This window comes from Amycolatopsis sp. cmx-11-51 (genome assembly GCF_047608665.1).
Taxonomy (GTDB): domain Bacteria; phylum Actinomycetota; class Actinomycetes; order Mycobacteriales; family Pseudonocardiaceae; genus Amycolatopsis.
In genome coordinates this window covers 1,615,637-1,641,620 of record NZ_JADNQO010000001.1, presented here as the reverse complement: position 1 = coordinate 1,641,620, position 25,984 = coordinate 1,615,637, and the positions used below count along the sequence as shown (strand labels likewise).

Here is a 25,984-nt window from a genome sequence, read left to right as displayed (position 1 = left end):
CACCCCTTGAGGAGAATTTCGGTGTTTTAGGCACCGCCGGCGTCGGTCGGAACTCGAACTCCGCGGACGATCGGTGTGTTCGCCGACACTAGCGGGAACTCGGCCCGCACTTAAGCACGCGAGGTTACGATCGCGCTACACGAAGGCCAATACGACCGCAAAGTGTCCACAATTCCGGACGGAGCGTAATCAATTCGGGCCCACTAACGCGTAGAGTGCCGAACCACTGACGCAAATGGGTGTCCACCACTACACCCAATGGGTCACTGACAAAGTGGACAAACACCGGCGGTGCGGCATGGATCGCGCCTCGCGCTCTGGAAGTACAGGAAGGTGATGTTGCTGAGCCGAGAGGTGTCCTTACCACTCACGAGAGGTGACTACCCGATCCGCCGCGGCCCTGGTCCCGTCGACCCCGAACCACCCTCGCTCGAACAGCTGCCAGCGCCGCAGCTCCGCCCGTGATTCCTCGCCGTCCCGGCCCGAGGCGCGGTCGAGGCGTTCGGTCTCGCTCCCGCCGTCCAGCCAGGTCAGCAGGGACAACGACGGCCGGATCCGCGCCCTGCCACTGGAAACACCTTCCAGCACAAAGACTTCGGGAACGTCGATCTTGACTTCTTCGCCCGGCCGCGGAACGCCGCTGGTCCAGTCCACGCGCCGGTAGCCGCCCGGCCTGCCCGCGCGCAGCGGTTCCAGGACACCGGTTTCCAGCCTCGGCCACCACGAAACGGGTTCGTCCCAGGTGGCGAATTCGTCGGTGCTGACCAGGGCGACCCGGATACCGCGGCTGTCGAGGTCCGCGACGACCTTCCCGGCAAGTGTGGACTTCCCCGATCCGGAAGGCCCGTCGATGGCGAGCAGGCGAACGGCACCGAGCCGGGCCGGGGCCGCCAGAACCGCGTCGATCAGCGTGCGCGTGCGGGGCTCACTTCGGGGAGCCCTTTGACGTTGTCGGGAGTGGCTGTCCTCGCTTCGAGAGCGGCGACGCGTTCTTCCAGTTCACGCTGGGCATCGGCGAGTTCGCAGCGGAGCAGCGCGATCTCTTCGACGGAGGTCCGGACCTCTTCTTCGAGATGCCCGACCTCGGTCGACAGATGCAACGCGACCAGCGCCAGCACCACACCGGCCAAGAGGAATACGAAGTTCGACGGTGTTTGGACGCCGGTCACGCGAGCCAGGAAATCAGCGGCCTGCGGAACGAGTGCGAGCACCACGACGCCGAGAGCGAGGACGAGCCAAACACCCGCGTACTTCTCGCGCAGTTTCCGCCGTCGCATCATCTCGAGAACGGCGAACAGCACCAGACAGGCGACGACGATGCTGAGAATGCGCCAGCCGTCCATGATCAGCTCCTTTTACGCCGAATCCGACGAGTCGACGGCGGGGCGGCGGCGCACCAGCGCCAGCAGCAGGGCGAGTCCGGCGCGGCCGAGGTAGACGGCCGATTTCACCGGTGAATGGCTCGGTGTCCCACCGATCCGTTCCCGCATGATCACCGGGATTTCCTTGATCTTCAGTTCGGCGCGAATCGCCATCACCAGCGACTCGACCGTGTCGCCGAGGTATTCGGCCGGGTAGTACCCCGCGAAAAGTTTGATCGCTTTCGGGCCCATCGCCTTGAACCCGGAGGTCACGTCGGTGAGTTTGGTCTTCCCGAGCCGGGAGAAAACAAACGAGAGGACGACCATCGCGTATTTCCGCGGGCCACTCGCCTTGTACGAACCCTTGCCCGCGAACCTCGAGCCGATCGCGATATCCGCCTCGTCGAGCGCGTCGAGCAGGGCGGCGACCTCGTCGGGATCGTGCTGGCCGTCGGCGTCCACCTGGACGACGACGTCGTAGCCACGGGCGGCCGCGTACCGGAAACCGGTGCGCATCGCCCCGCCGACGCCGAGGTTGACCGACAGGCGGGCCACCTGCGCGCCCGCGGCGCGGGCGAGCTTGGACGTGTCGTCGGACGAACCGTCGTCCACCACCAGCACGTCCATACCCGGCAAGGACTGCTTGACCTGGGAAATGACCGCACCGACAGTGGCCTGCTCGTTCAGGGCAGGCATCACGATGAGTACGCGACGGGTGGTCACGGACGTACTGGACACTGGATCACTCTATCTTCTTACTGGCCGTGAGCGGTGTCGGACCCGGTGGTGGCGCCGGCGGCGACCACACCTTGCTGACCTTCGATTTCGTAGACCGACGCGTCGGGGTTGTGGAAGACGCGCTTGAAACCCGGAGTGATTTCGAGGCGCTGGAGGCCCACCGCGGACTGCGCGTTGGGGGCCACCTTGCCCTTGCCGACGAGCACGTAGCGCACCTTGAGGTCGGTGAGCGCCGCACGCACGCGCGGCTCGCGGTTGATGTCGTTGAGGAACACGCTGAGCCAGCCCGGTTTGGTGGTGAACTCGGCGCCGTAATTGGTCCACTCGACCGGCTGAACCCCTGCGAGGGCGTACATCCACACCGAACCGTCGGCCCGGTCGTTCATGACGCGCTCGCCGGGTACGACGTGCTTCCCCAGCCAGGCGTAGGCCTCTTCCTCGCCCTTGCTGACCGAGGGGCCGTCGCCGTAGTTCATCGCCAGCCGCGCGGAGTTGCGGCCGATGTAGCCACCCCTGCTCAGCACCGCGACCACCAGTCCGACCACCAGCGCGCCGGCGATGGTCGCGGTGTACGGGTTCAGGTTCGGTTTGCGCTCGCCGAGCTTCTCGGCGAACTTGCCCGACGCGGTGTGCACGAACTCGCCGAACGCGACGGCGCCCGCCAACGGGACGAGCGCGCCGACGCGCCAGTGGTCGTTGTAGAACACCCCGGTCAAGGTGTGGATGAGCGGGGTCTCCAGCGAGATCGTCGCGGCGAACAGGCCACCGAGCACGACGTACGCGCCGACCATCCAGAGCATCCGCCGGTGCCGCACCAGGAAGAAGACACCGATGATCGCCGGGATGCCGATCCACCACTGCGGGAACGACGCCATCGGCGAGAACGTGATGGTCTGCCCGAGCGCGCCGGACACGCTGGTCTCCGACGCCCAGAACGCGCTGGTCACGCCACCCGCGTTGTAGAGCGCGGGCAGCACCGTCGGCAGCCCCAGCACGACCGCCAGCACGATCGTGGCCACCAGTGAGGCCGCGCTGCGGCGCCAGCTGATCTTCTCGAAGCGGAACAGGACCGCGAGCAGGATCAGCAGGAAATAGACCATGATCACGAAGATCAGGCTGGTGTGCAGGCCGGCCAGCCCGGCGACGCCGACGCCGATCGCGACCGGTCCGGCGACACCGCGCGGCTTGAGCAGCAGGCGGGCCAGCGCGAGCATCGCGGGCACGAGTGCCACACCGGCGACGTACGGCCACAGCGGGCCGCGCCACAGCGAGTCGTACGGGAAGGCGGTGAACCAGGTGGACACCGCCGCGGCGGCGGCGGTCGCGAGGACCGGCATCCGCCAGGCGCGGCACATCGCGGCGACGCCGACCGGGATGGTCAGCACGACCATGAGCGCCGCCAGGTTCAGCGTCGGCATCATCGTCAGGCCGCCCTTGCCGAAGATCAGGGCGAGCAGCGCGTGATAGGTGTCCGGGTAGAAGTAGTCGGTCTGGTTCGGCAGGTTGGCGATGGTGCCGACCGTCGACGCGCGCGCGTCGCCGTGCTCGGCGATCCAGCGCACCAGGTTGCCGTGGAACGGCGCGTCCCAGCCCTGCTGGACGTTCTCCAGGGTGTGCGAACCGCGCAGGAAGGTCACCGCGCCGACGCCGAGGCCGACCACGACACCGGCGCCGATCAGCAGGTGATCACGCGGGGAGCGCTTCGGCGCGTCCTCTCCGTCTTCGTCCCACTCGGGGTGGCGCTTCGCGGTGAAGCGGAGCACGAGGAACGAAAGGCCGAAACCGGCGACGGACAGCAGCAGGACCCACAGGCTGACGTTCAGCATGGTCCAGCGGATGCCGAAACCGCCGAGGATCGGGATGCCGATGGCGACGAGGCCGAAGGTCAGCAGCGGGGCCGCGGCGGCGAGGGTCCAGCCGCGCAGCCTGATCGCGGCACCGAAGACGAGCCCCGGCAGCCAGAACGCCAGCACTACCAAAAGAACGTTCATCGAATTCGCTGTCCAACCCTATTCGGCGTCAAAACGCCATCGGACTTTCCGGCCCGTGATGGCGCGGCCACACTATCGAGACGTTTCGGACGGCTGTGCGTTGCCCGTCCCGGGAGCGCCTCTCACCACGAACGCCATGACGATTAGGAGCCCTGCCGTCGGGCCGGCGGCGAGGCCGACGACGGCGCGCACGACGGTGTCACCGGGGAAGAACAGCAGCACCAGCGCGGTCGCGACGACGACGACGGCCCAGGTGATCAGCACCTTCGTGGCCTTGGCCTGCGCGACAAGGACGGCGGCGAGGAGCTGCATCGCGGCCAGCAGCACCGACGACCAGACCAGCCCTGCCATCCACCAGGCCTCGGGGTCGTTCTTGGCGCCGTAGACGAGACGGACCACCCACGGGCCGATCAGCCAGCCGATCAGCGCGCCGAGGGCCGCCAGCGCCAGCGCGCCCGCCGAACCCAGCGCGAGCAGCCTACGCAGCCGGTGCTTGCCCTCTTCGGTGCTGGACAGGCGCACCACGGTCGGGACCGCGAGCGCCTGGACCGGCGCCATCAGCGTCAGCGGCGTCCTGGCCACGAACAGGGCGAGGAAGAGCACACCGAGCTTGTCCTTGTCGCCGCCTGGCGCGAGCAGGCTGACCAGCGCCGGGTAGCCGGTGATGACACTCGCGGTGAGCCCCGCGCCCGCGAGGAGCATCAGCATGTTCGTGACGACCGGCTTCACGGGCTCGTCGGCGTCGAGCTTGGGATCGACCAGGCGGGCGGCGCCGCGGGCGAAGAGCAGCCAGGCGAACGAGCCGGTCGCGGCGGCGATGGCGAACCAGTACAGCTGGGTGAGCCCGGCGACCACCAGCGCGGCGACCACGAGGATCCGCACGGCCGCTTCGACCAGGATCAGCCAGGAGTAGGACCGGACGTGGTCCTGGCCGATGAGCAGTCCGCGCGCGGCGAACTGGAAGGCGAACGAAAGCCCGCCTGCCAGCACGATCACGGCGAGCGCGAACTGACCGCCGTAGACCTTGTCGGTCACCGCCGGGATGAGCGTGAACAGTGCCGCGACGGCGACCGCGACCAGGCTGGTGACGAAGGCGATCACCGCGGGGCGTCCGGCCTTGCGGCCTTCGAGCGCGGCGTGCGCGGACTGGCGCGAGATCTCCTGTTCCAGCGGGGACAGGGCGGCGCCCAGCCCCATCAACATGCCCCAGAAGGAGAGCAGGACGGCGTTGTCCGCTGTGGACAGTGTCCGGCCCCAGACGACGGTGAGCGCGTAGCCGAGGGCGATCGCGATCAGCAGGCAGACGCCGATCCGACCGGCGGATTTCCCGGTGTCCTTTGCCAGTTCCTCGCTGCTCACAGCACTCATCGACGCAGCCGGGCTCGCAGCGCCAGGAAGAGACCTCGGAGCGCTCCGGCGCCGAACCCGGCCGCGAAGACCGGCGTGAGCTGGGCGACCGCCTTGGCCTCGGCCTTGGTCGCGCCGAACTTCGTCACCGCGAACCCGGCGGCCGTCGAACCCGCGGCGGCCAGCGCGACGGCGGTCTTCGGACGCTTCGCGGCGACACCGAGTCCGAGCACTCCGACGGCCATCGCGGCGAACAGGCCGTTACGTGCGGGACCTGGCGACGCGAGATACGAATCGACGAACGTGGTGCCGCGGAAATACGACTGCCCGACGAACTTCTTGAACGAATCGCGACCGTGGTAGGTCGCGGAGAACTCCGGGGCGAGGAAGATGCGGTGGCGTTCGGCGATCCAGCGCAGCACACCGGTGTCGTCACTGGCGAAACGGACGTCTTCGAAGAGCGACTCGAACGCGTTGGACGAATTCTCGAGAACGTCTCTCGGCGCGGAAAAGAATCCGGTTCCTTTCGGGAAGACATCGAACTCTTCGATACCGAAGGACATCAACCTCGGGTTCGCGCAATAACGGCGCCACGGGATCTTGACCAGTCCCGCCATGAATCCCGCGTACGGATTGTGTTCGGACGCGACGTTGATGTGACCGTTCCACACCGTGCGCTCGGGCTGGTCGACGAGCTGGTCACGGAGGAAGGTGAGCGAGCCGGAGTCCACGATCACCCGGCTGTCGAGCAGCAGGATCTGCGTCCCGGACGCCTTCGCGATCCCCGCCCGGCGTGCCTCGAACCGGCCACCGTTCGGCTGGGAGAGGACGGTGATCCCGTACAGCTCCCGCAGCCTGACCAGCTTCTCCGGGGTGCCGTCGGTGCTGCCGTCGTCCACGACGACGACCTCGACCGGCCAGTTCGCCGCCTGTGCCGACGCGATCAGCGCGCCCACACTGCGGTCGATCCAGTCCTGCTCGTTGTAGACCGGGATCACGACGGACAGGGCAGGGAGGAGCGAATTCGCACTCACCCCGGCGAGGCTACCTTGCGCGGCCCACCAGTATCCTTCGGGCACCGCAGACTCCGACAGAATGGCTCTTCCGGTGATTTCTTTCATTCTCGGCACCACGGCGGAACTGATCAAAATCGCGCCCGTCTACCACGGCATCCTCGAACGCGGGGTCCGGCCGAAGATCTGGTTCACCGCCCAGCACGTCGACGAGGTCTCGGACGTTCTCGCCGACCTGAACCTCCCGGAGCCCGACGTCTGGCTGGTGCCGAAGGAGAAGGCACACAACCTGGAGTCGCCCGCGCAGGTCCCCGGCTGGGCGGCGCAGGTGCTGCGCACCGCGTGGAGCCGCCGCGCCGAGCTGAAGGCCGCGCTGGTCGAGGACGGCCGCCCGCCGCTGGTGCTGGTGCACGGGGACACCTTCACCACGCCGTACGGCTCGCTCATCGGGAAGCGGATCCTGAAGTCGCGGGTCGGGCACGTCGAGGCGGGTGCGCGGTCGGGCAGCATCATGTCGCCGCTGCCGGAAGAACTGAACCGGAAGATCGCCGCGAAGATCGTCGACATGCACTTCGCGCCGAGCGCGCGTGAGGTGAACAACCTCCGTAACGCCCGCGGCGTCGTCGTCGACACCGAGGCCAACACCGCGATCGACGCGATGCGGCTCGCGATCAACGGGCCGCTCGACATCGAGGGCCTGCCGGAGAAGTTCGGCCTCGCCACCCTGCACCGCTTCGAACTGGTCTCGCGCGCGGACAAGTACCGCGAGGCGCTGGAGATCCTGCGCGAGCAGAGCAAGCAGATGCCGATCCTCTACATGGCGGGCGCGCCCGAGCGCGAGAAGATCCGCGCGCTGGGCCTGGCGAACCTCTTCGACGAGAAGAACTTCATCATCCAGCCGAAGATGCGGTACCTGAAGTTCCTGCCGCTGGTCGCGCGCGCCGAGTACGTCGTCACCGACTCCGGCGGCCTTTCGGCCGAGTGCTACTACCTCGGCCTGCCGTGCGCCGTGCACCGCGAGCGCACCGAGACGCCGCAGCACCTCGGCGAGACCGTCGTGCTGACCGAGATGCGCGGGGACAAGCTGCGGAACTTCCTCGACACCTACCAGAACCGCCGCGGTGAGTCCTGGGTCGAGAAGTTCCACCCGTCGGAGATCATCGTCGACACGCTGGCGCGCCTCGGCTACTGCTGACGCGCTTCGCCTCTCTCGCGTGCCATGAACGGTCCGTTACTTGCAAATTTTGCAAGTAACGGACCGTTCATGGCATCCGGAGGCTAGAGAACCCGGCGTCCCGAGAGCGCCCGGCCCAGCGTCAGCTCGTCCGCGAACTCCAGGTCCCCGCCCATCGGCAGCCCCGAAGCGAGCCGGGTCACCGACAGGCCGGGGAAGTCGCGAAGCATCCGCACGAGGTACGTCGCGGTCGCCTCGCCTTCGGTGTTCGGGTCGGTCGCGATGATGATCTCGCTGATCTCCGCGCCGCCGATCCGCGCCAGCAGCTCGCGCATCCGCAGCTGCTCCGGCCCGATGCCGGACAACGGGTCCAGCGCACCGCCGAGCACGTGGTAGCGGCCCTTGAACTCACGCGTCCGCTCGACGGCGAGCACGTCCTTCGGCTCCTCGACCACGCAGATGACCGTGAGGTCGCGGCGGGTGTCGCGGCAGATCCGGCAGGTCTCCTGCTCCGAGACGTTGCCGCAGACCTCGCAGAACTGCACGCCTTCCTTGACCTTGCCGAGCACTTCCTGCAAACGCGCGATATCCGCGGGATCGGCCGCCAGCAGGTGGAAGGCGATCCGCTGCGCGCTCTTGGGACCGACGCCGGGCAACCGCCCGAGCTCGTCGATCAGATCCTGGACGACACCCTCGTACAAGCTAGCCGCCGAGCCCGGGGAAGCCGCCGAGGTCCGGCATCCCGCCGCCGAGGCCGCCCGCGAGCGGGCCGAGCTTCTGTTCGGTGAGCTTCTGCGCGTTGGCCGAGGCGTCCCGCACGGCCGCGACGACCAGGTCGGACAGGGTCTCGACGTCGTCGGGGTCGACCACCCTGGGGTCGATGGACAGCGACTTGAGCTGGCTGTCACCGGACACGGTCGCGGTGACGAGACCGCCACCGGAAGTGCCGGTCACCTCCGTGTTGGCCAGCTCTTCCTGGGCTTCGACCAGCTTCTGCTGCATCTGCTGTGCCTGCTGCATGATCTGCGACAGGTCGAAGCCGCCACCGGGTTGCACCATGATCCGATCGGTCCTCTCCTGGAATATCCTGTGCCGCCTACCAGCCTAGCCGTCACTCGTATGGCACCGTGGGCGCCGTGCGACGACGGCTGAGCCTTGTGGTGGCGATCGGATTGACGCTGTTCACGGCGTGCGGTGTGGAAACCCCCGCCGCGCCGCCGTCGACTTCTGCTCCACCGGGGACGACCACCGTCCTCACCACCCTTCCGCAGCCGAGCGTGCCGTCTTCGAGCGCTCCTCAGCCGCCTCCCCCCACGTCGCAGCCGAAGACGGGCAAGGTCGTGGTGCTCGACCCCGGGCACAACGGCGGCAACGCGAGCAAGCCCGGCGAGATCAACAAACAGGTCCCGGCGGGGCGCGGGAAGAGGAAACCGTGCAACACCACCGGAACCGCGACGAATTCCGGTTATCCCGAGCACGCGTTCACCTGGGACGTCTCGCAGCGGATCTCGCAGGCCTTGACTGCCAAAGGAATCCGGGTCGTCCTCACCCGGCGGAACGACACCGGTGTCGGACCGTGCGTCGACGAACGCGCCGCGATCGGGAACGACGCGCAGGCGGACGCGGTCGTGTCGATCCACGCCGACGGCTCCCATTCCGAGGGCGCGCACGGCTTTCACGTCGCCTATTCGGCCCCGCCCCTGAACGCCCAGCAGGGCGAGCCGTCGACGAAACTCGCGACGGCGCTACGGGACGGCATCCGCGCTGGTGGCTTCCCGACGTCGACCTATCTCGGTTCGAACGGGCTCGCGCCCCGCGCCGACCTCGGGGGTCTCAACCTCTCGACCCGGCCGGCCGCGCTCATCGAATGCGGGAACATGCGCAACGCCGCCGAAGCCGCGGCGATGTCGAGCGAAGAGGGACGTCAGCAGTACGCCGCCGTCATCGCGAAGGCCATCGCCGACTACCTGGGGGGCTGAACCCCCGCACTTAGTCCTCTGGTTGCGGTCCTTGCGCGTGCAAGGACCGCGACCAGAGGACTAAGTGCGTTCGTCGAGCGGGCGCGCGTTGAGGTGGTCGGCGAGGAGTTTCCGGGCGATCTCGTCCGGATCCTTCTCGGGCGGGAGAGGCGGAGGCGGCGGCGCGGGGCTCGCGTCCTCGTTGTAGAGGTCCTCGTCTTCCTCGACCGGCTCGGGCGGGAGCGGGATGTCCGGCTCGGTGGTCGCCACCTTCGGCCGCTGAGGTTCCGGCTTCGGCTGCTGCGGAGGCGGAGGCGGCGGGGCGGGAGCGGCGGCGGGTGCCTCGGCGGATCGGCGGGTGAAGGACCGCTCGGGCGCGGGCGGTGCCGACGCGCCCTTGGGGGCGGCGGCCTGCCGGGCCTGCGCGGCGCCATGGACGCACCGCACCTGCCAGTCGCCGCCGAAGACCTCCTTGAACGCGGCCGCGACACGCTCCGCGTTGTGCGGCTCGGAAATGCGTCGCGCCAGTGGTTCCGCGTTGTGCGTGAGCGTGACGGCGGTGCCCTCGACGCTCGCCACGCTCGCCTGCGTGAGCATCGCCTCGGTGCTCCGGCCGCCCGGGACCTTGCGGATCGCGGCCAGCACGTGCGGCCAGCGGCCGCGGATCCCGTCCGCGTCCGTCCCGCCGCCCGAGGACGCCGCCGCCGGAGCGGGTGCGGCCGGAGCGGGGGTGGGAGCGGGCGCGGGTGCGGCGGGCCGTTCGGCGACCGGCTCGGGCCGCGCGACAGGCTGCGGTGCCGGTGCCGGTGCCGGTGCCGATGCGGGTTGCTGTGCGGGGGCGGCGGACCGTTGCGACGGCCGCTGGAACTCGCGCGCGGACTCACCGGCGGGGGCGACGGGAGCCGGTGCCGCGCCCGCCGGAGCGGTCTGAGCCGCTGGTGCGGGCTGAGCGACAGGCGCGGCTTGGGCGACAGGCGCCGAAGCGGCGCGGCGCTCAAGTCGTTCGAGACGGGCGAGCAGCGCGTTGGTGCCCTCGGCGACCGACGGCAGCAGCATCCGCGCCGTCAGCAGTTCCAGCACCAGCCGCGGTGAGGTCGCGCCCCGCATCTCCAAGAGTCCATTGTGGACGATGTCGGCGTAGCGCGAGAGCGTGGCGGGCTCCAGTTCGCCCGCCTGCTCCTTCATCTTCTTGAGTTCGTCGTCCGGCGCGGCGACCAGCCCGCGCTCACCCGCGTCCGGCACCGAACGCAGCATCACCAGGTCACGCAGGCGGTCGAGCAGGTCGGTGGCGAACCGGCGCGGGTCGTGCCCGGCCTCGGCGAGGCTCTCGACGGTGCCGAACACCGCGGACGCGTCATCGGCGGCCAGCGCGTCGACCATGCCGTCGATGAGCGCGACGTCGGTGACACCCAGCAGGGACACCGCCCGCGGATAGTCGACGCCGTCCGGCCCGGCGCCGGCCAGCAGCTGGTCGAGCACCGACTGCGTGTCCCGCGCCGAACCGCCGCCCGCGCGGATGACCAGCGGGTACACCGCGGGCTCGACCTGCGCGCCCTCGGCGGCGACGTTGCGTTCAAGCAGTTCCCGCATCGACTTGGGCGGGATCAGGCGGAAGGGGTAGTGGTGCGTCCGCGACCGGATGGTGGGCAGCACCTTGTCCGGTTCGGTGGTCGCGAAGATGAAGATCAAGTGCTCCGGCGGCTCTTCCACGATCTTCAGCAGGGCGTTGAAACCCTGCGTCGTGACCATATGCGCCTCGTCGATGATGAAGACGCGGTAGCGCGAGTCCGCCGGGGCGTAGAAGGCCCTGTCCCGCAGCTCACGGGCGTCGTCGACACCACCGTGGCTGGCGGCGTCGAGTTCGGTGACATCGACGCTGCCGGGCCCTTCGGGCGCGAGGTTGCGGCACGAGTTGCACTCGCCGCACGGATCCGGCGTCGGCCCCTTCGCGCAGTTCAGCGAACGCGCCATGATGCGTGCGCTCGACGTCTTGCCGCAGCCGCGCGGGCCGGAGAAGAGGTAGGCGTGGTTGATCCGGCCCGCCGCCAGCGCGATGCGCAGCGGATCGGTCACATGCTCCTGCCCGACGACCTCGGCGAAGGTAGCCGGACGGTACTTTCGGTATAGGGCTAGAGCCACGGCGTTGAATCTAACAGTGGCGCGCGGCGTCTCGATCGAGGGCGGCGGCGGGGGCATGGATGGATACCGGGAGGGCCGACAGGTGAGACCGGCACCGACCCCAGGCACCTATCCGGTCCGCTTCGGCACCGCCGAACTGCTCCGCGACGCCGACCGCGCCAACGCCTGGATGATCTCCGTCGACGGCGTCGCCCAGTCGCACGTCAACCTCGACGACCCCACGGATCTCGAGTTCGACTACATCCGCCGGATCGCCGACGTCGTCGACTGCCTCGGCGAAGGCCCGCTCGACGCGCTGCACGTCGGCGGGGCCGCCTGCACGCTCCCCCGCTACGTCGCCGCGACGCGACCCCGCTCACGGCAGCTGGTCTTCGACGCCGACGGCGAACTCGTCGCGCTGATCCGCGAGCAACTCGGTCTGAAGGGACTGAAAGTGCGTGTGGGCGACGGCCGCGAAGGCGTCTCCGGCAGGTACGACACTTCGGCTGACCTGGTCATCGTGGACGCCTTCGAACGCGGAGTGTTCGCCGGCGGCCTCGCGACCGTGGAGTTCACGAACGAGGTCGCGCGAGTCCTTCGCCCGGCCGGAACCTACGTCGCCAACGTCAGTGACGGCCCGAACCTGCCGTTCCTCCGCCGATTCCTGGCGACACTGGCGACGTCGTTCCCGCACCTCGCCCTGCTCGCGGAACCAGGTGTCCTCCGAGGCCGCCGGTTCGGCAACATCGTGGTCGCCGCGTCTCGCGTCGAACTCCCGGTCACGGACCTGACCCGCCGGGCAGCGTCGTCCGCGTACCCGGCCCGCTGCGTCGCGGGCGAAGACCTTCGCGAGCTTCAAGGCAAGGCGCGGCCGATCACCGACGCGGACGCCCTGCCGTCACCGGTACCGCCTAAGGACGTCTTCGGGATCTTCTGAAGGCGGCGGGTACTGCTGGGGCAAAGGTGGCGGCCCAGCCGTGTGAGGGGAACTTTAAGGGACCCAGAGTCCCTCAAGGAGTCCTTCACGGACTTCAAACCCGCAAGCGACCAACCGTGGGGGCCGAAACGAAAGGGGACCCCGCGCACCCGTCAGAGCTTGCTTATCCTTGCTGCCTTCCGGCCCTGGGGAGGTTCACAAGATGGACGCCGCGCGGGGTCCGAGGACCAGTGTAGTCACTCCGGTCCAGACATGGAGGACAGTGGGGGGTATGAGCACTCCGACCTGGGAACATGTCGTCAAAGCCGCTGAAGCCGTCCACCCGTTCGTGCGACGCACGCCGATGCTGCGCGCCGAGGTCGACGGGCGGCCGCTGGTCCTCAAGCTGGAGCAGCTGCAGCGGAGCGGATCGTTCAAACTGCGGGGCGCGGTGAACGCGCTGGTGAGCGGGCCGTTGCCGGAGCGGGTGCTGACGGCGTCCGGCGGCAATCACGGGCTGGGCGTGGCGACAGCGGCTTCGCTACTGGGTGTGCCCGCGACGGTGTACGTGCCGGAGTCGGCTCCGAAGGCGAAGACGGTACGGATCGAGGCCGCGGGCGCGAAGCTCATCCGTCACGGCGCGACGTACGCCGAGGCGGCCGCGAAGGCGCTCGAAGCCGCTTTCGAACCGGGTACGCGATACCTGCACGCGTACGACGACCCCGCCGTCGTCGCCGGTCAGGGCACCGTGGCGGCCGAAGTGGTCCAGGACGCTCCGGACGTCGACGCGTTCCTGGTCGCGGTCGGCGGCGGCGGCCTGGTCGCCGGGACTTCACTGGCCGGGGTGCCGACGTTCGCCGTCGAGCCGGAGCGGTGCCGCACGCTCGGCGCGGCGCTGGAGGCGGGTGAGCCGGTGGACGTGGAGATCGACTCGGTGGCGTCGTCCGCGCTGGGCGCGACCAGGATCGGCGGCGTCCCGTTCGGGGTGCTCCAGAACCGGGTGACGTCCGTGCTGGTCAGCGACGCGGAACTGCTCGCCGCGCGGGACCGGCTCTGGGAGGAGTTCCGGCTCGCCGTCGAACCGGCCGCCGCGGTCCCGTTCGCCGCCTGGCTGGCCGGGCGAACCGACGGCGAACTGCCCTGCGTCATCCTGTGCGGCGCGAACAGCGAGTGGACGCCGTGAGTCAGGCGGCCAGGAACCGGACCTGGAACTCCGTCCGCCCCGGACGGCTGGTGACCCCGACCTGACCGCCGTGCGCGGCGACCACGGCCGCGACGATGGCCAGCCCGAGTCCGGTACTGCCCGCCGCCCGCGACCGCGAATCGTCGCCGCGGGCGAACCGTTCGAAGACGTCCGGGAGGATCGGCGGCGGGATGCCCGGCCCACCGTCGACAATGGACAACGTCACCACTGAATCCACAATGGACAGAGACGTGGTGACCTCGGTACCGGCCGGGGTGTGCGTACGGGCGTTGCCCAGCAGGTTGATCACCACCTGGTGCAGCTGATCCGCGTCGCCGAGGACGGTGATCGGTTCCGGCGGAACCTCCAGCAGCCACTTGTGCTCCGGTCCGGCGACGTGCGCGTCGGCGACCGCGTCCGCGACCAGCCGCGAGAGATCGACCGGCTCGCACACCACCGGGCGGCCGGAGTCCAGCCGCGCGAGCAGCAGGAGATCCTCGACAAGGCCGGTCATCCTGGTCGATTCCGACTCCACCCGGCCCATCGCGAACGCGATGTCCGGCGGCACTTCGGAGCCGGAGCGCCGGGTGAGTTCCGCGTAGCCTCGGATGGCCGCGAGCGGGGTTCGCAGTTCGTGGCTGGCGTCGGCGACGAACCGGCGCACCCTGCTCTCACTGGCCTGGCGGGCGGACAGCGCGTGGGAGATGTGGCCGAGCATGCGGTTGAGCGCGAAACCGACCTTGCCGACCTCGGTCCGCGGATCGGTGTCCACTTCGGACACTCGTTCGGACAACGCTACTTCGCCACGGTCCAAGGGAAGTTCGGCGACCCTGGACGCGGTGGCGGCCAGCCGGTCGAGTGGTTTCATGGTGCGCCGCACGGTCACCGCGCCGAGCGCGCCCGCCAGCAGGATGCCGCCGATGGCGACCCCGCCGAAGATGAAACCCAGGTTCCACAAGGTGTCCGTGACGTCCTTGGTGGGCAGGCCGGTGATCGCGATGCCGCCGCCGGCCGTCGGCTTCGCCACCACGCGGTACTCCCCGAGCGACCCGAGGTCCACGTCGCTGGGCTCGTTTCCCAGCCCTGACCGCACCAGCGTGTCGACCTGGGCCCGGGTGATCTCGTCGTGCGGGAACGGGTCGATGACTTTCGCGTCGTAACTGGACCGCAGCACCGCGGCGAGCACACGCCCGTCCGGGAACACGTTCACGAACAGCGAACCGGTGCTCTGCCCATAGGCCCGCAAACCTTCGGGCACCCGTTCCCCGCCGGGACGACCCGGTGGCGGCGGACGGCTGGCGCGTTGACTGGTCTCGTTGAGCCGGTCGTCGAGCTGGTCGATCAGGAAGTCCCGTAACGCCAGTTCGGTCACCACGCCCACCACCAGGCAGACGAGCGCGAGCAGCCCCGCGACCTGCGCGATCAGCCGCCGCCGCAGGGACCAAGGCCGCCTACCCCGCGGGCTTGAGGACATACCCGGCGCCGCGCATCGTGTGGATCATCGGTTCCCGGTCGGCGTCGATCTTCTTGCGAAGGTAGGAGATGTACAGCTCGACGATGTTGGCCTGGCCGCCGAAGTCGTAGCTCCACACCCGGTCCAGGATCTGCGCCTTCGAAAGCACGCGCTTCGGGTTGCGCATGAGGTAGCGCAGCAGTTCGAACTCGGTCGCGGTCAGCGGCACCGGATCACCGCCGCGCCGCACCTCGCGACTGTCCTCGTCCAGGGTCAGGTCGCCGACGACCAGCGTCGACCCGCTCGGCCCGGCGACCCCGCCGGCGCGCCGAAGCAGCGCGCGCAGGCGCAGCGCGACCTCCTCCAGGCTGAACGGTTTGGTGACGTAGTCGTCGCCGCCCGCGGTGAGCCCGGCGATCCGGTCCTCCACGGCGTCCTTCGCGGTCAGGAACAGCACCGGCAGGTTCGGCGACTCGGAGCGCAGGCGGCGCAGCACTTCCAGGCCGCTCATATCCGGCAGCATGACGTCCAGTACCACCGCGTCCGGCCGGAATTCCCTGGCGACGCGGACCGCTTCGGTGCCGTCGGCGGCGGTGCGGATATCCCAGCCCTCCATGCGCAGGGCCATCGACACGAGTTCGGACAAAGTCGCCTCGTCGTCGACGACCAGCACCCGCACGGGGCTGCCGTCGGCCCGGCGCAGGCCGGCCTTCGCGGAATCGGACGAAGGGACGTTCACACTGGTCATGGTGCCATCCTTGGCGGTGCCGTTGAGGCTTCCCTGTGTCCCGGCTGTGCGTTTCCTGTGCACGATCACCCGGCCGTGGCGAACGGACGAAGTCGTTCGACGAGAAGCGCCGGATCCGGTCACGGCGAGCACCGGCGCGGTGATGAGGGGGCGTTGCGGCATCTGCCGATCTCGTCACCCTCGCCGGTCACGTCCGCCATGTCGCCGTCCCGCCGGAGACCGTCGCCTCTGCCGCCAGGCGATCGCGACCCCGCTCAGGCACAACGGCACGAGCACGACCGCCACGGCACCGACTCGCGGACCCACCGCGGACAGTCTGCCGGAACCGGACGGGGAGAGGTCTCGGAAACACAGCGCGTGCCCACCGGCGGCACAGCTTCCGCACAGCGACGGCGGCGAGCATGGCCGCAACCGAGTACACGGAGGCGACCTGATGACCGAACCGACCAAACCCGCTGCCTGGGGCGCGCCCGTTCCGGCAGGCGAACCGAAGAAGGCCTGGTCGGGCCGCAAGACCGCGATCGCGGCCATGGTGGCGGTGCTGATCGCCGCCGGTGGCGGAGCCGCGATCTGGGCCGGGACCGCCGCGAACGGGGCCGAACAGGGCCAGGGCGGGATGATGGGCGGCCCCGGCGGTGGCCGGATGATCTTCGGCCCCGACGGGGGTATGCCGCGCGACGCGCTGCACGGCGACTTCGTCGTCTCCGACGGCAAGGGCGGCTACCGCACCGAGCGGCTGCAGACCGGGGAGATCACCGAGATCAGCGCGACGTCGATCAGCCTGACCAGCAAGGACGGCTACCAGCAGGTCTACACGATCGATTCGTCGACACGGAAGACCGGCGATCCCAAAACCGGGGAGACGGTGACGGTGACCGCCAAGGTCGCCGGGAACACCGCGACGGCGACGACCATCGGGCAGGCCGGGCAGAACCAGCGTGGCCAGAACGGCGGACCTCGTCCCGGCTACTGACCCATGGCGGCGAGCAGCGCGGCGACGGTCTCGGCGGGTTCCGGACCGGAGGTGTCGAGGACGACGCGGTCGTCGCGGGATCGCCGTATCCGGGCCGCCTCCGCGACCGCGCGGGCGGCCACCCGGTCCCGCACACCGGGTGGCGCGCCGCGTAACTCGTCACCCGCCAGCAGCGCGGATTCGCCTTCGGCCCGGCGGAGGGCCGATGAGCCCGAGCTGATCGATGTCGACGTACGCGACGCTGCCACCCGACTCCCGGACGCGGGTGTACAAACCCCAGGCGGTGGTGAATTTCCCCGATCCCGGCGCCCCGGTCGCCCAGAGCACGGGAGTCTCGGCTGCCCGATCTTAAGAACCCCAGTCCACCGAAATAGGGCAGAGTTGGGCGCGTGCGGGACATCAGTGGTTCGCTGGCGAGACAGGCCTGCGCGGTCGCGGCCGTCTGCCTGGTCTCCGACGCCGGACTGTTCCTCATCACCGGACCGCCGCTGTCGTTCGGCTGGCAGGCGTGGGTGGTGCTGCTCGGCGGAATCCTCGCGAACAGCGCGCTGGCCGGGCCTTCACGGTATTCCGGCTGGGTTTCGGCCACGCACGGCGCACTGCTCGTCGCCGCGCCGCTCCTGCTGTTCCCGTACGACCACTATCTGCAGGCCACCAACGCGGGAGTGCTGATCGCGGGATACCGCGCGGGGGCCTGGCTGTCGGCCAAACCCGCGCTGGCCGCGCTGGGCGCGATGCTCGCCGGCCTCCTCGCCTGCAACGTCATCCCGGTCGACCGCGGCGACCGGGACTGGCGGCTGCTGCTCATCGACGTCGGGGTGAGCGGGCTGCTGCCGTGGCTGGTCGGCCGCTACACGACCGCGCGGCGCGCGTACATCGCCGATCTCCAGCGTGCGGAGGAACAACGGCGACAGCACGAAGCCGAGGCGGTGCGCCGTGCCGTCACCGAGGAGCGCACGACGATCGCTCGTGACCTGCACGACGTGATCTCCCATCACGTCAGCGCGATCGGTGTGCACGCCGGCGCCGCGCGGCTCGGGCTGCCGTCGGGCGAACCCGCGGTCCGGCGTTCGCTCTCCGCCGTCGAATCGTCGAGCCGGGCCGCGATGGCCGACCTCCGGCGCCTGCTGGATCTTTTGCACGGCAAGGAGAACGGGGACGCGCAGCGGCAGCCGGGGCTGGACAATCTCGACGAGCTGCTCGACAACCTCCGCGCCGCCGGGCTGCCCGCGCGGATGACCAGTCACGGCGGGCCGCTGGAACTGCCGGGCTCGGTGGACGTCGCGCTGTACCGCATCGCACAGGAGGCGCTGACGAACGCGCTCCGGCACGGTTCCGAAAGCACCGTGGAGATCGACCTCGCCTACCGGCGGACCGAAGTCGTCCTCACGATCACGAACGAAATCGGCCCGAGCACGTCGGCCGAGTCGACGAAACGCGGTCTCGCCGGGATCAGGCAACGGGTCGCCCTGTTCGGCGGGCAGGCGGAATGCGGGCCGCTCGACGACGGGCGGCATTGGCGGGTTCGAGTCGGTTTTCCTTTGGAGGCGGAGTGATCCGGGTTCTGCTGGCGGACGACCACGCGATGTTCCGGTCCGGGATGCGCGCGGTGCTGGACACCCAGGCGGACTTCGAATGCGTCGGCGAGGCGGCGGACGGACGCGAGGCCGTCGCGCAGGCGGCCGCACTGCGCCCGGACGTCGCGGTGCTCGACGTCCGGATGCCCAGACTGGACGGTCTCGCCGCGACCGAGGCCATCATGTCCGCACCCGGTAACGACACCCGGGTCCTGGTGCTGACGACCTACGACTCCGACGAGTACGTCTACCGCGCGCTGCGGGCCGGTGCGAGCGGATTCCTGTTGAAGAGCCTCACGCCCGAAGAACTCGTCTCGGCGATGCGCGTGGCCGCGCGCGGCGACGCGCTGATCGACCCGACGGTGACCCGGCGGCTGGTGTCGACCTTCGCCACCAGCATCGAACCCGTGGCCGCCGAACCGGCGGAGCTGGAACGGCTCACCTCACGCGAACGCGAAGTCCTCCTGCTGGTCGCCGACGCCTCCAGCAACGCGGAGATCGCCGCGCATCTGCACGTGGGCGAGGAAACGGTGAAGACCCACGTTTCCCGTATTCTCGCCAAGTTGGGGCTGCGGGACCGGGTTCACGCCGTCGTCTACGCCTACCGGAACGGATTGGTGGGTGACCGGTGAGGAAACGCCGGACAAGACCGAAGCCGTCTTCGGGACGGAGGGCGGACCGTGGTTCCTTGGCTGGATCAGCTCGCCCGGCGGGCCCGCCGGTGCCAGGATCCCAGGAGAGCACGTCGAGGCAGGGAGCTGCGGATGAAGCGCTGGGTCACGCTCACGATCGGGCTGGTCTTCCTGCTGGTGGGCGGCGTCTGGGTGCTCCAGGGCGCCGGGATGCTGACCGGCAGTTTCATGACCGGGCAGAAACTGTGGTTCCTGATCGGGCTCGTCGCGTTCCTGATCGGGGTGGTGCTGGTGGCGGTCACCGCCCGCCGGTCGAAGCGGGCACCCACTGACGACTAGGACCATCCGTGTGCCGAGGCGGACAGCGAAACGCCGGCCGACAGGGTCAAACGACGCCAGGTGTTACTGACTTCCGTGGTGTGAAGGGGACTTTCGCCGCATGCCATGCGGGGAAAGTCCCCTTCACACCACGCAGTTTCAGCGGCAGCACGCCCTCGTTGAACGTGTTGGTCGCCTTGGCCGGTTTGAGGTAGCGGGTGGTGGTCATCCCGTCTCCCCGAGCTCTTCGAGAGCGATGCTCTCTATTGAGAGCCGTGAACACCAGAACAGTGCATCGCGTCGAGAGCACTGCTCTTTTTCAGGTGCGATGCTCTACAGTGAGAGCATGGCCGCCACCCAGACCGCGCGCGAACGCGCCCGCGCCGAACTCACCCGCGAGATCAAGGACGAAGCCCGCCGCCAGCTCGCCGAAGTCGGCGCGCTCGGCCTTTCGCTCCGTGCCGTCGCACGGGAGCTGGGCATGGTCTCGTCGGCGCTCTATCGGTACTTCTCCAGCCGCGAAGAGCTGCTGACCGCCCTGATCGTCGACGCCTACAACGCCGTCGGCGAGGCCGCGGAAGACGCCGACGACACCGGGAAGACCCCCTTGGCACGGTGGGAGTCGATCTGGCACGCGGTCCGTGCCTGGGCGAAGACGCACCCGCACGAATACGCGCTGATCTACGGCTCGCCGATCCCCGGCTACCAGGCCCCGCAGGACACCGTCACTCCCGCGGGCCGGGTGGCGTTCACACTGGTCGCGGTCCTGCGCGACGCGAATCTGCATGTCGAAACCGAAGCCGGCGAGATGCCCGTCGAACTGCTGCATCAGCTCGACACCGTCACCGAGACCCTCAAGATCAACCTGGCCCCCGAGACCGCTTCCCGGCTGATCATGGCCTGGACCCAGCTGTTCGGGATGATCAACTTCGAGCTGTTCGGCCAGTACGCCGGCACCGTCGACCCGCCGGACGCCTTCTTCGCGCACGGGATCCGTCAGATGGCCGAGTTCACCGGGATCAGGATGACCGGCTGAGCGCGGTCCACGACCGCATCAGCAGCTGGACGGCGTCCACCACGTCCTCGTCGCCGGTCCCCTCGGGACTGAGGAAGCGCTGCAGCAGGAGCCCGTCCTCGAGCGCGTGCAGGATCAGTGCGAGGAAGGCCGGGTCAGCGGGCGGTTCCACGCCCCGTACGGCGAGTTCGGTCTTGACCGAGGTCTCCAGCAGCGCCCTTGTCGACTTCTCTCCTTCGCCGATGAGCGGACGCGCCTCGGGATTCCGCAGCGCGTAAAGGGCCAGCTCGGTGCGCAGGGTCAGCCAGCCGTCCAGGTGTTCGGCACGCTCGACGTTCCACGCGCGCAGCCGGTCCATCATCTCGGCGAAGGAGCCGACACCGTCGCGCAACGCGATGACTTCCTCGGCCTCGCGCTGGGTCCGGCGGCGCAGCAGTTCGACGACCAGCTCGTGCTTGCCGTCGAAGTTGCCGTAGAAGGCGCCGCGCGTAAACCCGGCCCGTTCGGCGATCTGCTCGACAGAGGTGCCATTGACCCCGCGTTCGGCGAACAGCTCGGCGGCCGCCGTGAGCAGACGCTGTCTGGTCCGCTCGCGGCTTTCCTCCCGCGTCAAGCGTTTCGCCGTCACACGACGATCCTAGAGTTCGCGACTGTCCTTACGACCGGCCAGCCACACCCCACCGGCTAAGACGGCGACGGCGACCAGGACGGCCAGCGCGGTGAGCGGCCACAGCGCCTGGCTCGCGAAGAAGGCGGAAACCGCGCCGAAGAAGACGGCGACGAGGAGCAACGGCGTGGTCCGGACGGCTGCGGCGGCGGGGACGGTGGCCATGGGAGGTTTCCCTTCGGGGTGGTACGCGGAACACTCGGTATTCACGGAGGAGACCTCGCCGGCGCGGTGGCCTTACGCCGGTTAGGGCACGGATCACCCTTCCGGGCGAGAAACCCACGTGGCGGCTAACGTCACGCCAGGGACGACATCGAGGGAAAGGCGGCTCGCGGTGGAGAAGTGGGCGGAGCAGGTCGGCAGGATCCGGGTCATCGGAACCGGGGTGATGGGCCGGGGCATCGTCCAGCTCGCCGTGACGGCGGGGCTCGAAGTCGAGCTCGCCGACGCCCGGCCCGACGCCGTCGGAGAGGCCATCGACCACGTCGGCGCGATGCTCGACAAGCTCGCCTCGAAGGGCAAGATCACCGAGGACGCCGCCGCCTCCGCTAAAGAACGGCTGATCGCGGTCGACGGTCCGCTGGCCCCCGCCCACGGCGTCGACCTCGTCGTCGAAGCGGTACGTGAGGACCTGGAGATCAAACGCGCGCTGTTCACCGAACTGGAACGCGTCTGCGGCCCGGACACCGTCTTCGCCACCAACACCAGTTCGCTTTCGGTCACCGAGATCGCCGCCGCGCTCGCCGATCCCGGCAGGTTGCTCGGCCTCCACTTCTTCAACCCGGTCCCGCTGATGCGGCTGGTCGAGATCGTGCCCGGTGCGCGGACCGCGGGCTGGCTGCCACCCGCGATGATCGAACTCGTCCGCGGCTGGGGACACGAACCGGTGCTCGCGCGCGACGCACCGGGCTTCCTGGTCAACCACGCCGGCCGAGGGCTGGGCACCGAGGCACTGCAGATCCTCGCCGAAGGGATCGCGACACCGGCCGAGGTGGACCGCGTCGCACGTGACGTGCTGGGGTTGAAACTCGGCCCGTTCGAACTGCTGGACCTCACCGGTCTCGACGTCTCGCACGCCGTGCTCGAAAGCATTTGGAGCGGCTTCCACGGTGAACCGCGGCTGCGGCCGTCTTGGCTGACTCGCCCGCGCGTCGCCGCCGGGCTGTTCGGGCGCAAGAACGGCGAGGGCTTCTATCGTTACGTCGACGGCGTCCAGCAGGCCGACCAGGAACCGTTCGCCCCGGAAGCGCCGACGACGCCGGTGTGGGTCGAAGACGAACGTCTCGGCACGCTGCTGTCGTCGGCGGGGATCCAGGTCGTGCACACGGCCTATCCGGACGCGGTCCTGATCGTCAGCCCGGTCGGTTCGTCCACCGTGGACGCCGCGCTGGCCGCCGGTCTCCCGGCGGACCGGGTCGTCGGGGTCGATTCCCTCGGCGGCTACGGGAAACGCCTGACACTTTCGATCCACCCCGCGCTCGACCCGGCCGCCGGCCGCACCGCATGGGGCGCGCTCGCCGCGACCGGGCTGCCGGTCACCGTGGTCCGCGACGGTCCAGCCCCGATCGCGCAGCGGCTGCTGGCCTCGATCGTCAACACGGCCTGTTTCCTCGCCGGGCAGCGGCTCGCGACGCCGGAGGACATCGACACCGCCGTCCGGCTCGGCCTCGGCTACCCGAGGGGACCACTGACCTGGGGCCAGGAGGCCGGCCCGGAGCTCGTGCTGCGGGTCCTGCGCGGACTCGTCGCGAGCACCGGCGACCAGCGCTACCGGCCGAGCGGCTGGCTCACCGAACGGGTCGCGCTCGGCCTGCCGCTCACCTCGGCGGGCACCTCACCGGCGGACCTGCTCCCGTGAGTGCAGGAAGGCCCCCATCCTTGCGCCAGGCGCAAGGATGGGGGCCTTCCTGCACTTCAGTGGTTACCAGCGACGGTCGGTCACCGCGCCGTTGGAGGCGTTCCAGAACACGTATCCACCCTGGAAGTTGTTCTGCCGTCCACCGGAGACGGCGATCTCGTCGGTCGTCGGGTACCTCAGGTACGAGGCCTCCCAGCCGAGCGCCTCCCACCGCTGCCGGATGGCGCCGTAGATCGCGTGCGCGTCGGTCTGCATCGTCCAGTAGACCGACCCGGCCTTGGTGAAGTGGTTGTACCGGCCGACCCGATCCGGCGTCATCGACTCGTCGGTCGACGGGTACCCGAGGGGACCCGCTTCCCAGCCGAGCTCCGCCCACTTCGCGCGGATCCGGCCCCAGATCGCCCTGGCGTCGGTCTGCACCGTGTAGTAGATCGAGGCGTTCTTGCTGAAGTGGTTGTAGCGGCCGATCCGGTCGGGCGTGACGTTCTCGTCCGTGGTCGGGTAGCCGAGTTCACCGGCCTCCGCGCCCAGTGCCTTCCACTTCGCCCGGATCCGGCCGAACACCGGATGCGCGCCCGTGTTCACCGTGTAGTAGATCGACGACTGCATCTTGCCGGGCCACACCGGGAAGTCGTTGTAACGCCCGATGGTGTCCGGCGTGGTCATCTCGTCGGTCGCGGGCGGGCCGAACTCCGCGTGACCGCCCATGGCGAGGTACTTCTTGAGGATCTCGCCCTCGATCCGCTTGACTCCGGTGTCCTTCGACCAGTAGAGCCGTCCGCGCTCGTAGGTGCGGAAACGGACCGTGCCGTCGACGGCCTCGGGTGCCGTCGGCGCACCGAGTCGTTGCGCCAGCGCGGGTTCGTCGCGGTAGCGCTTGTCGATCGGCGTGATGTAGTTCGCCGTGATCGTCAGGTCGGTGGTGCCCATGGTGATGTTGTCCAGCCGCCCGGTGGCCCCGTTGGACCAGCCGGTGAAGGTCGACGAACCGTCCGAAGCGACCTCGGCCGCCTGGATCTCCACGGTCGCGCCTTCGACCACCATCGCCGAAGCCGCCCCGCCTTCCGGCGTGATGCCGAGCGCGGCGGCGACGTTGCTGGTCAGGGTGAGCCGGTGTTCCTTCGGCTTCGCGGCGTAGGTCTTCGAAACCTTGACACCGGCGCTGTCGGTCGCCGACGCGGTGAACTCCAGGTTGGAGTCCGTGTGGTCGGTGAACGGCATGGTGAACTCGGGACCGGTGCCGCCCTGGTCCGGATGCGCGTGGCAGACCGCGTTCTCCGGGCAGTGCCGGACCAGTGTGGTCCACGTGACCGGGAGGGCACCGTCCTCGGTGTCGGTGATGGTCGCGCCGACCTTGACCTCCTCGCCGACCGCGAACAGGCGGTCACCGGGGTCGGTCATGGTGAGCTTCGGCGAGTGGTTTCCGGGCGCCACGGCGATATCCGTGCTGCCGGACGCCTGCAGGCCGTCCTTCACCGTCAGCTTGGCGGTGAACTTCTCGGTGCCCGCCGCGTAGGTGTGGCTCACCTTCGCCCCGGTGCCGGTGGTGCCGTCGCCGAAGTTCCACTCGTAGGTCAGCGGTTCGTTGTCGAAGTCGTAGGAACCACTGCCGTCGAACGAAACCGTGCGGGTTTCGGGGTTCGTCTCGGAAGTGGCCACCGCGACCGGCGCCTTGTTCCCGGTGGTGTAGCTCAGCCGTCGCAGCTTGCCGCTGTAGATGTCGGCGTAGACGATGTCACCGTTGGCCGCGGCCAGGAACTTGACCGGACCGCCGATGCCGGTGAACTTCGGCGGCGTCTCCTGCTGCCGGACGACCCGGCCCTGCGTGTCGTACTTGGCCGTCCACAGCTTCTCCGTGGCGTAATCGCCGAAGAAGTACGCGCCCCGGTATTCCTCCGGGTACGACTCTCCACTGTAGACAATGCCGCCGGTGACGCTGTTGCCGTTGTCGATGCCCTGACCGTGGCGGATCGCCAGCATCGGCGGCGTGTTCACGGCCGAAGCACACTGCGGCATCGCGGAGAAACCGTCAGCGGGCTGGTTGCCTTCGAAGCACGGCCAGCCGTGGTTCGCGCCCTTCTGGACGAAGTTGACCTCTTCCCAGGTTCCCCAGCCGACGTCGCCGACCACCGGGAGACCGGTGCTGGCGTCGAGGCTGAACCGGAACGGGCTGCGGAAGCCGCTCGCGAAGACCTTGGAGCGCAGCGAGTTCGGGGTCGCGGCGGTGTAGTACGGGTTGTCCGGCACGCCGGCCCCGTCGGAAGTGATATGGAAGATCTTGCCGAAGATCTTGTCGAGGTCGCGCACGTTCAGCGCGAACGGGTCGGCCTGTCCCTGGAACCGGGAGCTGTCGCCGGTCGAGACCCACACCGTGCCGTCGGGGGCGGCCACGACACCGGTGATGCCGTGGATGTCGGTGTTGGCGGCGCCCTCGATGAGCACCTTCTCCGCGGTCAGCCCGGTCGGCTCGGCGTTGCCGGACACCTTCCAGCGCGACGCGCGCAGGGCGATACCGCCGCCGGCGACGTCGACCGCGCGGGCGGTGTAGACCGTGCGGGAGGTGGCGTAGTCGGGCGCGATCGCGATCCCGACCAGCCCGAGGTCCCCGGTGTTGTGGACGGGCAGGTTGGCGATGTTCTGGACCTGTCCGGTGGTCGACACCCAGGCGACGTTGCCGCCCTTTCCGGTGCTCAGGATCGACCCGTCAGGCAGGTAGGCGAAGTCGGTCAGGTCGTATGCGGCCTGCCCGCTCGGCTGGTCACGAAGGACGAAGCCGGGTGGCAGCGTGGGCGCCGCGGACGCCACTGTCGACGTCAACGGCACCAGCAAGGTCACTATCAGCAGTGTCACGAGGGCGTGACAGAGCGCACGGAATCTCGAAGGCATGCAGAAGCCCCTTTCCCCAGTCGAACGTCTCATCGACGGGGTCGAGGTGGACATTTCA

The 25,984-nt window shown here is 69.3% G+C and carries 27 protein-coding genes and 1 other RNA gene; 11 read left to right on the top strand and 17 right to left on the bottom strand.

Going from position 1 to position 25,984, the window contains the following annotated elements:
* Positions 1 to 360: 360 nt before the first annotated feature.
* The 6 genes from ACM6LU_RS08305 to ACM6LU_RS08280 form a co-directional block, all read right to left on the bottom strand.
* Positions 361 to 861, bottom strand: a complete 501-nt coding sequence (locus ACM6LU_RS08305; RefSeq protein WP_414937128.1) for a uridine kinase family protein — start codon at positions 859 to 861, stop codon at positions 361 to 363.
* A 44-nt stretch (positions 862 to 905) separates the two neighbouring features.
* Positions 906 to 1,343 (bottom strand): DUF2304 domain-containing protein, encoded by a 438-nt coding sequence (locus tag ACM6LU_RS08300; protein WP_414936941.1) that lies wholly within the window; start codon positions 1,341 to 1,343, stop codon positions 906 to 908.
* Between the two features lie 12 nt (positions 1,344 to 1,355).
* Complete coding sequence (locus tag ACM6LU_RS08295) at positions 1,356 to 2,057, bottom strand: glycosyltransferase family 2 protein (RefSeq protein WP_414937127.1); 702 nt, start codon at positions 2,055 to 2,057, stop codon at positions 1,356 to 1,358.
* Between the two features lie 59 nt (positions 2,058 to 2,116).
* Positions 2,117 to 4,090, bottom strand: coding sequence for a DUF6541 family protein (locus ACM6LU_RS08290; protein WP_414936940.1), 1,974 nt, complete (start codon positions 4,088 to 4,090; stop codon positions 2,117 to 2,119).
* Positions 4,091 to 4,162: 72 nt separating this feature from the next.
* On the bottom strand, positions 4,163 to 5,458 hold the full coding sequence (locus ACM6LU_RS08285) for a hypothetical protein (RefSeq protein WP_414936939.1): 1,296 nt from the start codon (positions 5,456 to 5,458) through the stop codon (positions 4,163 to 4,165).
* The gene (locus ACM6LU_RS08280) at positions 5,455 to 6,471 is read right to left on the bottom strand and encodes a glycosyltransferase family 2 protein (RefSeq protein WP_414936938.1); all 1,017 of its coding nucleotides are present in this window, start codon (positions 6,469 to 6,471) and stop codon (positions 5,455 to 5,457) included. The genes ACM6LU_RS08285 and ACM6LU_RS08280 overlap by 4 nt, the downstream gene beginning before the upstream one ends.
* Positions 6,472 to 6,532: 61 nt before the next feature.
* On the opposite strand from ACM6LU_RS08280, the gene ACM6LU_RS08275 reads away from it, so the two are divergent.
* Positions 6,533 to 7,645 carry a UDP-N-acetylglucosamine 2-epimerase gene (locus ACM6LU_RS08275; RefSeq protein ID WP_414936937.1) on the top strand — a complete coding sequence of 371 codons (1,113 nt, stop codon included), beginning with the start codon at positions 6,533 to 6,535 and terminating at the stop codon, positions 7,643 to 7,645.
* 83 nt (positions 7,646 to 7,728) lie between these two features.
* Here ACM6LU_RS08275 and recR read toward each other — a convergent pair whose 3' ends face one another.
* Both recR and ACM6LU_RS08265 read right to left on the bottom strand, forming a co-directional pair.
* The gene (gene recR, locus ACM6LU_RS08270; protein ID WP_409495296.1) at positions 7,729 to 8,325 is read right to left on the bottom strand and encodes a recombination mediator RecR; all 597 of its coding nucleotides are present in this window, start codon (positions 8,323 to 8,325) and stop codon (positions 7,729 to 7,731) included.
* A 1-nt stretch (position 8,326) separates the two neighbouring features.
* Complete coding sequence (locus ACM6LU_RS08265) at positions 8,327 to 8,683, bottom strand: YbaB/EbfC family nucleoid-associated protein (RefSeq protein WP_414936936.1); 357 nt, start codon at positions 8,681 to 8,683, stop codon at positions 8,327 to 8,329.
* A gap of 68 nt (positions 8,684 to 8,751) precedes the next feature.
* Between ACM6LU_RS08265 and ACM6LU_RS08260 the strand changes: the two genes are divergently transcribed.
* A complete protein-coding gene (locus ACM6LU_RS08260) occupies positions 8,752 to 9,603 on the top strand; it encodes an N-acetylmuramoyl-L-alanine amidase (protein ID WP_414936935.1) in 852 nt (283 codons plus the stop codon).
* 60 nt (positions 9,604 to 9,663) lie between these two features.
* Here the strand turns inward: ACM6LU_RS08260 and ACM6LU_RS08255 are convergent, their stop codons facing one another.
* Entirely contained in the window at positions 9,664 to 11,721 is a 2,058-nt protein-coding gene (locus ACM6LU_RS08255) for a DNA polymerase III subunit gamma and tau (protein ID WP_414936934.1), read from the bottom strand.
* A gap of 82 nt (positions 11,722 to 11,803) precedes the next feature.
* Here ACM6LU_RS08255 and ACM6LU_RS08250 point away from each other — a divergent pair, with 82 nt between their 5' ends.
* On the top strand, positions 11,804 to 12,637 hold the full coding sequence (locus ACM6LU_RS08250; RefSeq protein ID WP_414936933.1) for a spermidine synthase: 834 nt from the start codon (positions 11,804 to 11,806) through the stop codon (positions 12,635 to 12,637).
* 130 nt (positions 12,638 to 12,767) lie between these two features.
* Here ACM6LU_RS08250 and ffs read toward each other — a convergent pair.
* An RNA gene (gene ffs, locus ACM6LU_RS08245) (signal recognition particle sRNA small type) lies at positions 12,768 to 12,862 on the bottom strand.
* 46 nt (positions 12,863 to 12,908) lie between these two features.
* Between ffs and ACM6LU_RS08240 the strand changes: the two genes are divergently transcribed.
* The gene (locus ACM6LU_RS08240; RefSeq protein ID WP_414936932.1) at positions 12,909 to 13,799 is read left to right on the top strand and encodes a serine/threonine dehydratase; all 891 of its coding nucleotides are present in this window, start codon (positions 12,909 to 12,911) and stop codon (positions 13,797 to 13,799) included.
* A gap of 1 nt (position 13,800) precedes the next feature.
* On the opposite strand, the gene ACM6LU_RS08235 is transcribed toward ACM6LU_RS08240, so the two are convergent.
* Both ACM6LU_RS08235 and ACM6LU_RS08230 read right to left on the bottom strand, forming a co-directional pair.
* Positions 13,801 to 15,273 carry a sensor histidine kinase gene (locus tag ACM6LU_RS08235; protein WP_414936931.1) on the bottom strand — a complete coding sequence of 491 codons (1,473 nt, stop codon included), beginning with the start codon at positions 15,271 to 15,273 and terminating at the stop codon, positions 13,801 to 13,803.
* Positions 15,251 to 16,000 (bottom strand): response regulator transcription factor, encoded by a 750-nt coding sequence (locus tag ACM6LU_RS08230; RefSeq protein WP_414936930.1) that lies wholly within the window; start codon positions 15,998 to 16,000, stop codon positions 15,251 to 15,253. Before ACM6LU_RS08230 ends, ACM6LU_RS08235 begins: the two co-directional genes overlap by 23 nt.
* 433 nt (positions 16,001 to 16,433) lie before the next feature.
* Between ACM6LU_RS08230 and ACM6LU_RS08225 the strand changes: the two genes are divergently transcribed.
* Positions 16,434 to 16,973 carry a hypothetical protein gene (locus ACM6LU_RS08225; RefSeq protein WP_414936929.1) on the top strand — a complete coding sequence of 180 codons (540 nt, stop codon included), beginning with the start codon at positions 16,434 to 16,436 and terminating at the stop codon, positions 16,971 to 16,973.
* On the opposite strand, the gene ACM6LU_RS08220 is transcribed toward ACM6LU_RS08225, so the two are convergent.
* The gene (locus ACM6LU_RS08220; RefSeq protein ID WP_414936928.1) at positions 16,967 to 17,221 is read right to left on the bottom strand and encodes a hypothetical protein; all 255 of its coding nucleotides are present in this window, start codon (positions 17,219 to 17,221) and stop codon (positions 16,967 to 16,969) included. The genes ACM6LU_RS08225 and ACM6LU_RS08220 overlap by 7 nt on opposite strands.
* 141 nt (positions 17,222 to 17,362) lie before the next feature.
* Between ACM6LU_RS08220 and ACM6LU_RS08215 the strand changes: the two genes are divergently transcribed.
* Genes ACM6LU_RS08215 through ACM6LU_RS08200 form a run of 4 tightly spaced genes read left to right on the top strand, consistent with a single transcriptional unit; the run spans position 17,363 to position 19,521 of the window.
* Entirely contained in the window at positions 17,363 to 18,529 is a 1,167-nt protein-coding gene (locus tag ACM6LU_RS08215) for a sensor histidine kinase (protein WP_414936927.1), read from the top strand.
* A complete protein-coding gene (locus tag ACM6LU_RS08210; protein ID WP_414936926.1) occupies positions 18,526 to 19,182 on the top strand; it encodes a response regulator in 657 nt (218 codons plus the stop codon). The genes ACM6LU_RS08215 and ACM6LU_RS08210 overlap by 4 nt, the downstream gene beginning before the upstream one ends.
* The gene (locus ACM6LU_RS08205) at positions 19,172 to 19,318 is read left to right on the top strand and encodes a hypothetical protein (protein WP_414936925.1); all 147 of its coding nucleotides are present in this window, start codon (positions 19,172 to 19,174) and stop codon (positions 19,316 to 19,318) included. The genes ACM6LU_RS08210 and ACM6LU_RS08205 overlap by 11 nt, the downstream gene beginning before the upstream one ends.
* Positions 19,315 to 19,521 carry a hypothetical protein gene (locus tag ACM6LU_RS08200; protein ID WP_414936924.1) on the top strand — a complete coding sequence of 69 codons (207 nt, stop codon included), beginning with the start codon at positions 19,315 to 19,317 and terminating at the stop codon, positions 19,519 to 19,521. Before ACM6LU_RS08205 ends, ACM6LU_RS08200 begins: the two co-directional genes overlap by 4 nt.
* Before the next feature lie 46 nt (positions 19,522 to 19,567).
* On the opposite strand, the gene ACM6LU_RS08195 is transcribed toward ACM6LU_RS08200, so the two are convergent.
* Complete coding sequence (locus tag ACM6LU_RS08195; RefSeq protein ID WP_414936923.1) at positions 19,568 to 19,729, bottom strand: hypothetical protein; 162 nt, start codon at positions 19,727 to 19,729, stop codon at positions 19,568 to 19,570.
* A 117-nt stretch (positions 19,730 to 19,846) separates the two neighbouring features.
* Between ACM6LU_RS08195 and ACM6LU_RS08190 the strand changes: the two genes are divergently transcribed.
* A complete protein-coding gene (locus ACM6LU_RS08190; protein WP_414936922.1) occupies positions 19,847 to 20,536 on the top strand; it encodes a TetR/AcrR family transcriptional regulator in 690 nt (229 codons plus the stop codon).
* Here the strand turns inward: ACM6LU_RS08190 and ACM6LU_RS08185 are convergent.
* Entirely contained in the window at positions 20,520 to 21,143 is a 624-nt protein-coding gene (locus ACM6LU_RS08185; protein ID WP_414936921.1) for a TetR/AcrR family transcriptional regulator, read from the bottom strand. The genes ACM6LU_RS08190 and ACM6LU_RS08185 overlap by 17 nt on opposite strands.
* A 9-nt stretch (positions 21,144 to 21,152) precedes the next feature.
* Positions 21,153 to 21,347 carry a hypothetical protein gene (locus tag ACM6LU_RS08180; protein ID WP_414936920.1) on the bottom strand — a complete coding sequence of 65 codons (195 nt, stop codon included), beginning with the start codon at positions 21,345 to 21,347 and terminating at the stop codon, positions 21,153 to 21,155.
* Positions 21,348 to 21,516: 169 nt separating this feature from the next.
* On the opposite strand from ACM6LU_RS08180, the gene ACM6LU_RS08175 reads away from it, so the two are divergent.
* Positions 21,517 to 23,040 (top strand): 3-hydroxyacyl-CoA dehydrogenase, encoded by a 1,524-nt coding sequence (locus ACM6LU_RS08175; protein ID WP_414936919.1) that lies wholly within the window; start codon positions 21,517 to 21,519, stop codon positions 23,038 to 23,040.
* 63 nt (positions 23,041 to 23,103) lie between these two features.
* Here the strand turns inward: ACM6LU_RS08175 and ACM6LU_RS08170 are convergent, their stop codons facing one another.
* Positions 23,104 to 25,926 carry a PQQ-dependent sugar dehydrogenase gene (locus ACM6LU_RS08170; RefSeq protein ID WP_414936918.1) on the bottom strand — a complete coding sequence of 941 codons (2,823 nt, stop codon included), beginning with the start codon at positions 25,924 to 25,926 and terminating at the stop codon, positions 23,104 to 23,106.
* Positions 25,927 to 25,984 lie beyond the last annotated feature (58 nt).

What these genes read in the sequence shown, in the direction of transcription:
- ACM6LU_RS08300 (WP_414936941.1), bottom strand. Translation starts at nt 1,343, where the DNA reads ATGGACGGCTGGCGCATTCTCAGCATCGTCGTCGCCTGTCTGGTGCTG.
- ACM6LU_RS08180 (WP_414936920.1), bottom strand. Translation starts at nt 21,347, where the DNA reads ATGGCCACCGTCCCCGCCGCCGCAGCCGTCCGGACCACGCCGTTGCTC.
- ACM6LU_RS08285 (WP_414936939.1), bottom strand. Translation starts at nt 5,458, where the DNA reads ATGAGTGCTGTGAGCAGCGAGGAACTGGCAAAGGACACCGGGAAATCC.
- ACM6LU_RS08295 (WP_414937127.1), bottom strand. Translation starts at nt 2,057, where the DNA reads ATGCCTGCCCTGAACGAGCAGGCCACTGTCGGTGCGGTCATTTCCCAG.
- ACM6LU_RS08195 (WP_414936923.1), bottom strand. Translation starts at nt 19,729, where the DNA reads ATGACCACCACCCGCTACCTCAAACCGGCCAAGGCGACCAACACGTTC.
- ACM6LU_RS08230 (WP_414936930.1), bottom strand. Translation starts at nt 16,000, where the DNA reads ATGACCAGTGTGAACGTCCCTTCGTCCGATTCCGCGAAGGCCGGCCTG.
- ACM6LU_RS08170 (WP_414936918.1), bottom strand. Translation starts at nt 25,926, where the DNA reads ATGCCTTCGAGATTCCGTGCGCTCTGTCACGCCCTCGTGACACTGCTG.
- ACM6LU_RS08190 (WP_414936922.1), top strand. Translation starts at nt 19,847, where the DNA reads ATGGCCGCCACCCAGACCGCGCGCGAACGCGCCCGCGCCGAACTCACC.
- ACM6LU_RS08265 (WP_414936936.1), bottom strand. Translation starts at nt 8,683, where the DNA reads ATGGTGCAACCCGGTGGCGGCTTCGACCTGTCGCAGATCATGCAGCAG.
- ACM6LU_RS08290 (WP_414936940.1), bottom strand. Translation starts at nt 4,090, where the DNA reads ATGAACGTTCTTTTGGTAGTGCTGGCGTTCTGGCTGCCGGGGCTCGTC.
- ACM6LU_RS08240 (WP_414936932.1), top strand. Translation starts at nt 12,909, where the DNA reads ATGAGCACTCCGACCTGGGAACATGTCGTCAAAGCCGCTGAAGCCGTC.
- ACM6LU_RS08225 (WP_414936929.1), top strand. Translation starts at nt 16,434, where the DNA reads ATGACCGAACCGACCAAACCCGCTGCCTGGGGCGCGCCCGTTCCGGCA.
- ACM6LU_RS08200 (WP_414936924.1), top strand. Translation starts at nt 19,315, where the DNA reads ATGAAGCGCTGGGTCACGCTCACGATCGGGCTGGTCTTCCTGCTGGTG.
- ACM6LU_RS08235 (WP_414936931.1), bottom strand. Translation starts at nt 15,273, where the DNA reads ATGTCCTCAAGCCCGCGGGGTAGGCGGCCTTGGTCCCTGCGGCGGCGG.
- ACM6LU_RS08275 (WP_414936937.1), top strand. Translation starts at nt 6,533, where the DNA reads ATGGCTCTTCCGGTGATTTCTTTCATTCTCGGCACCACGGCGGAACTG.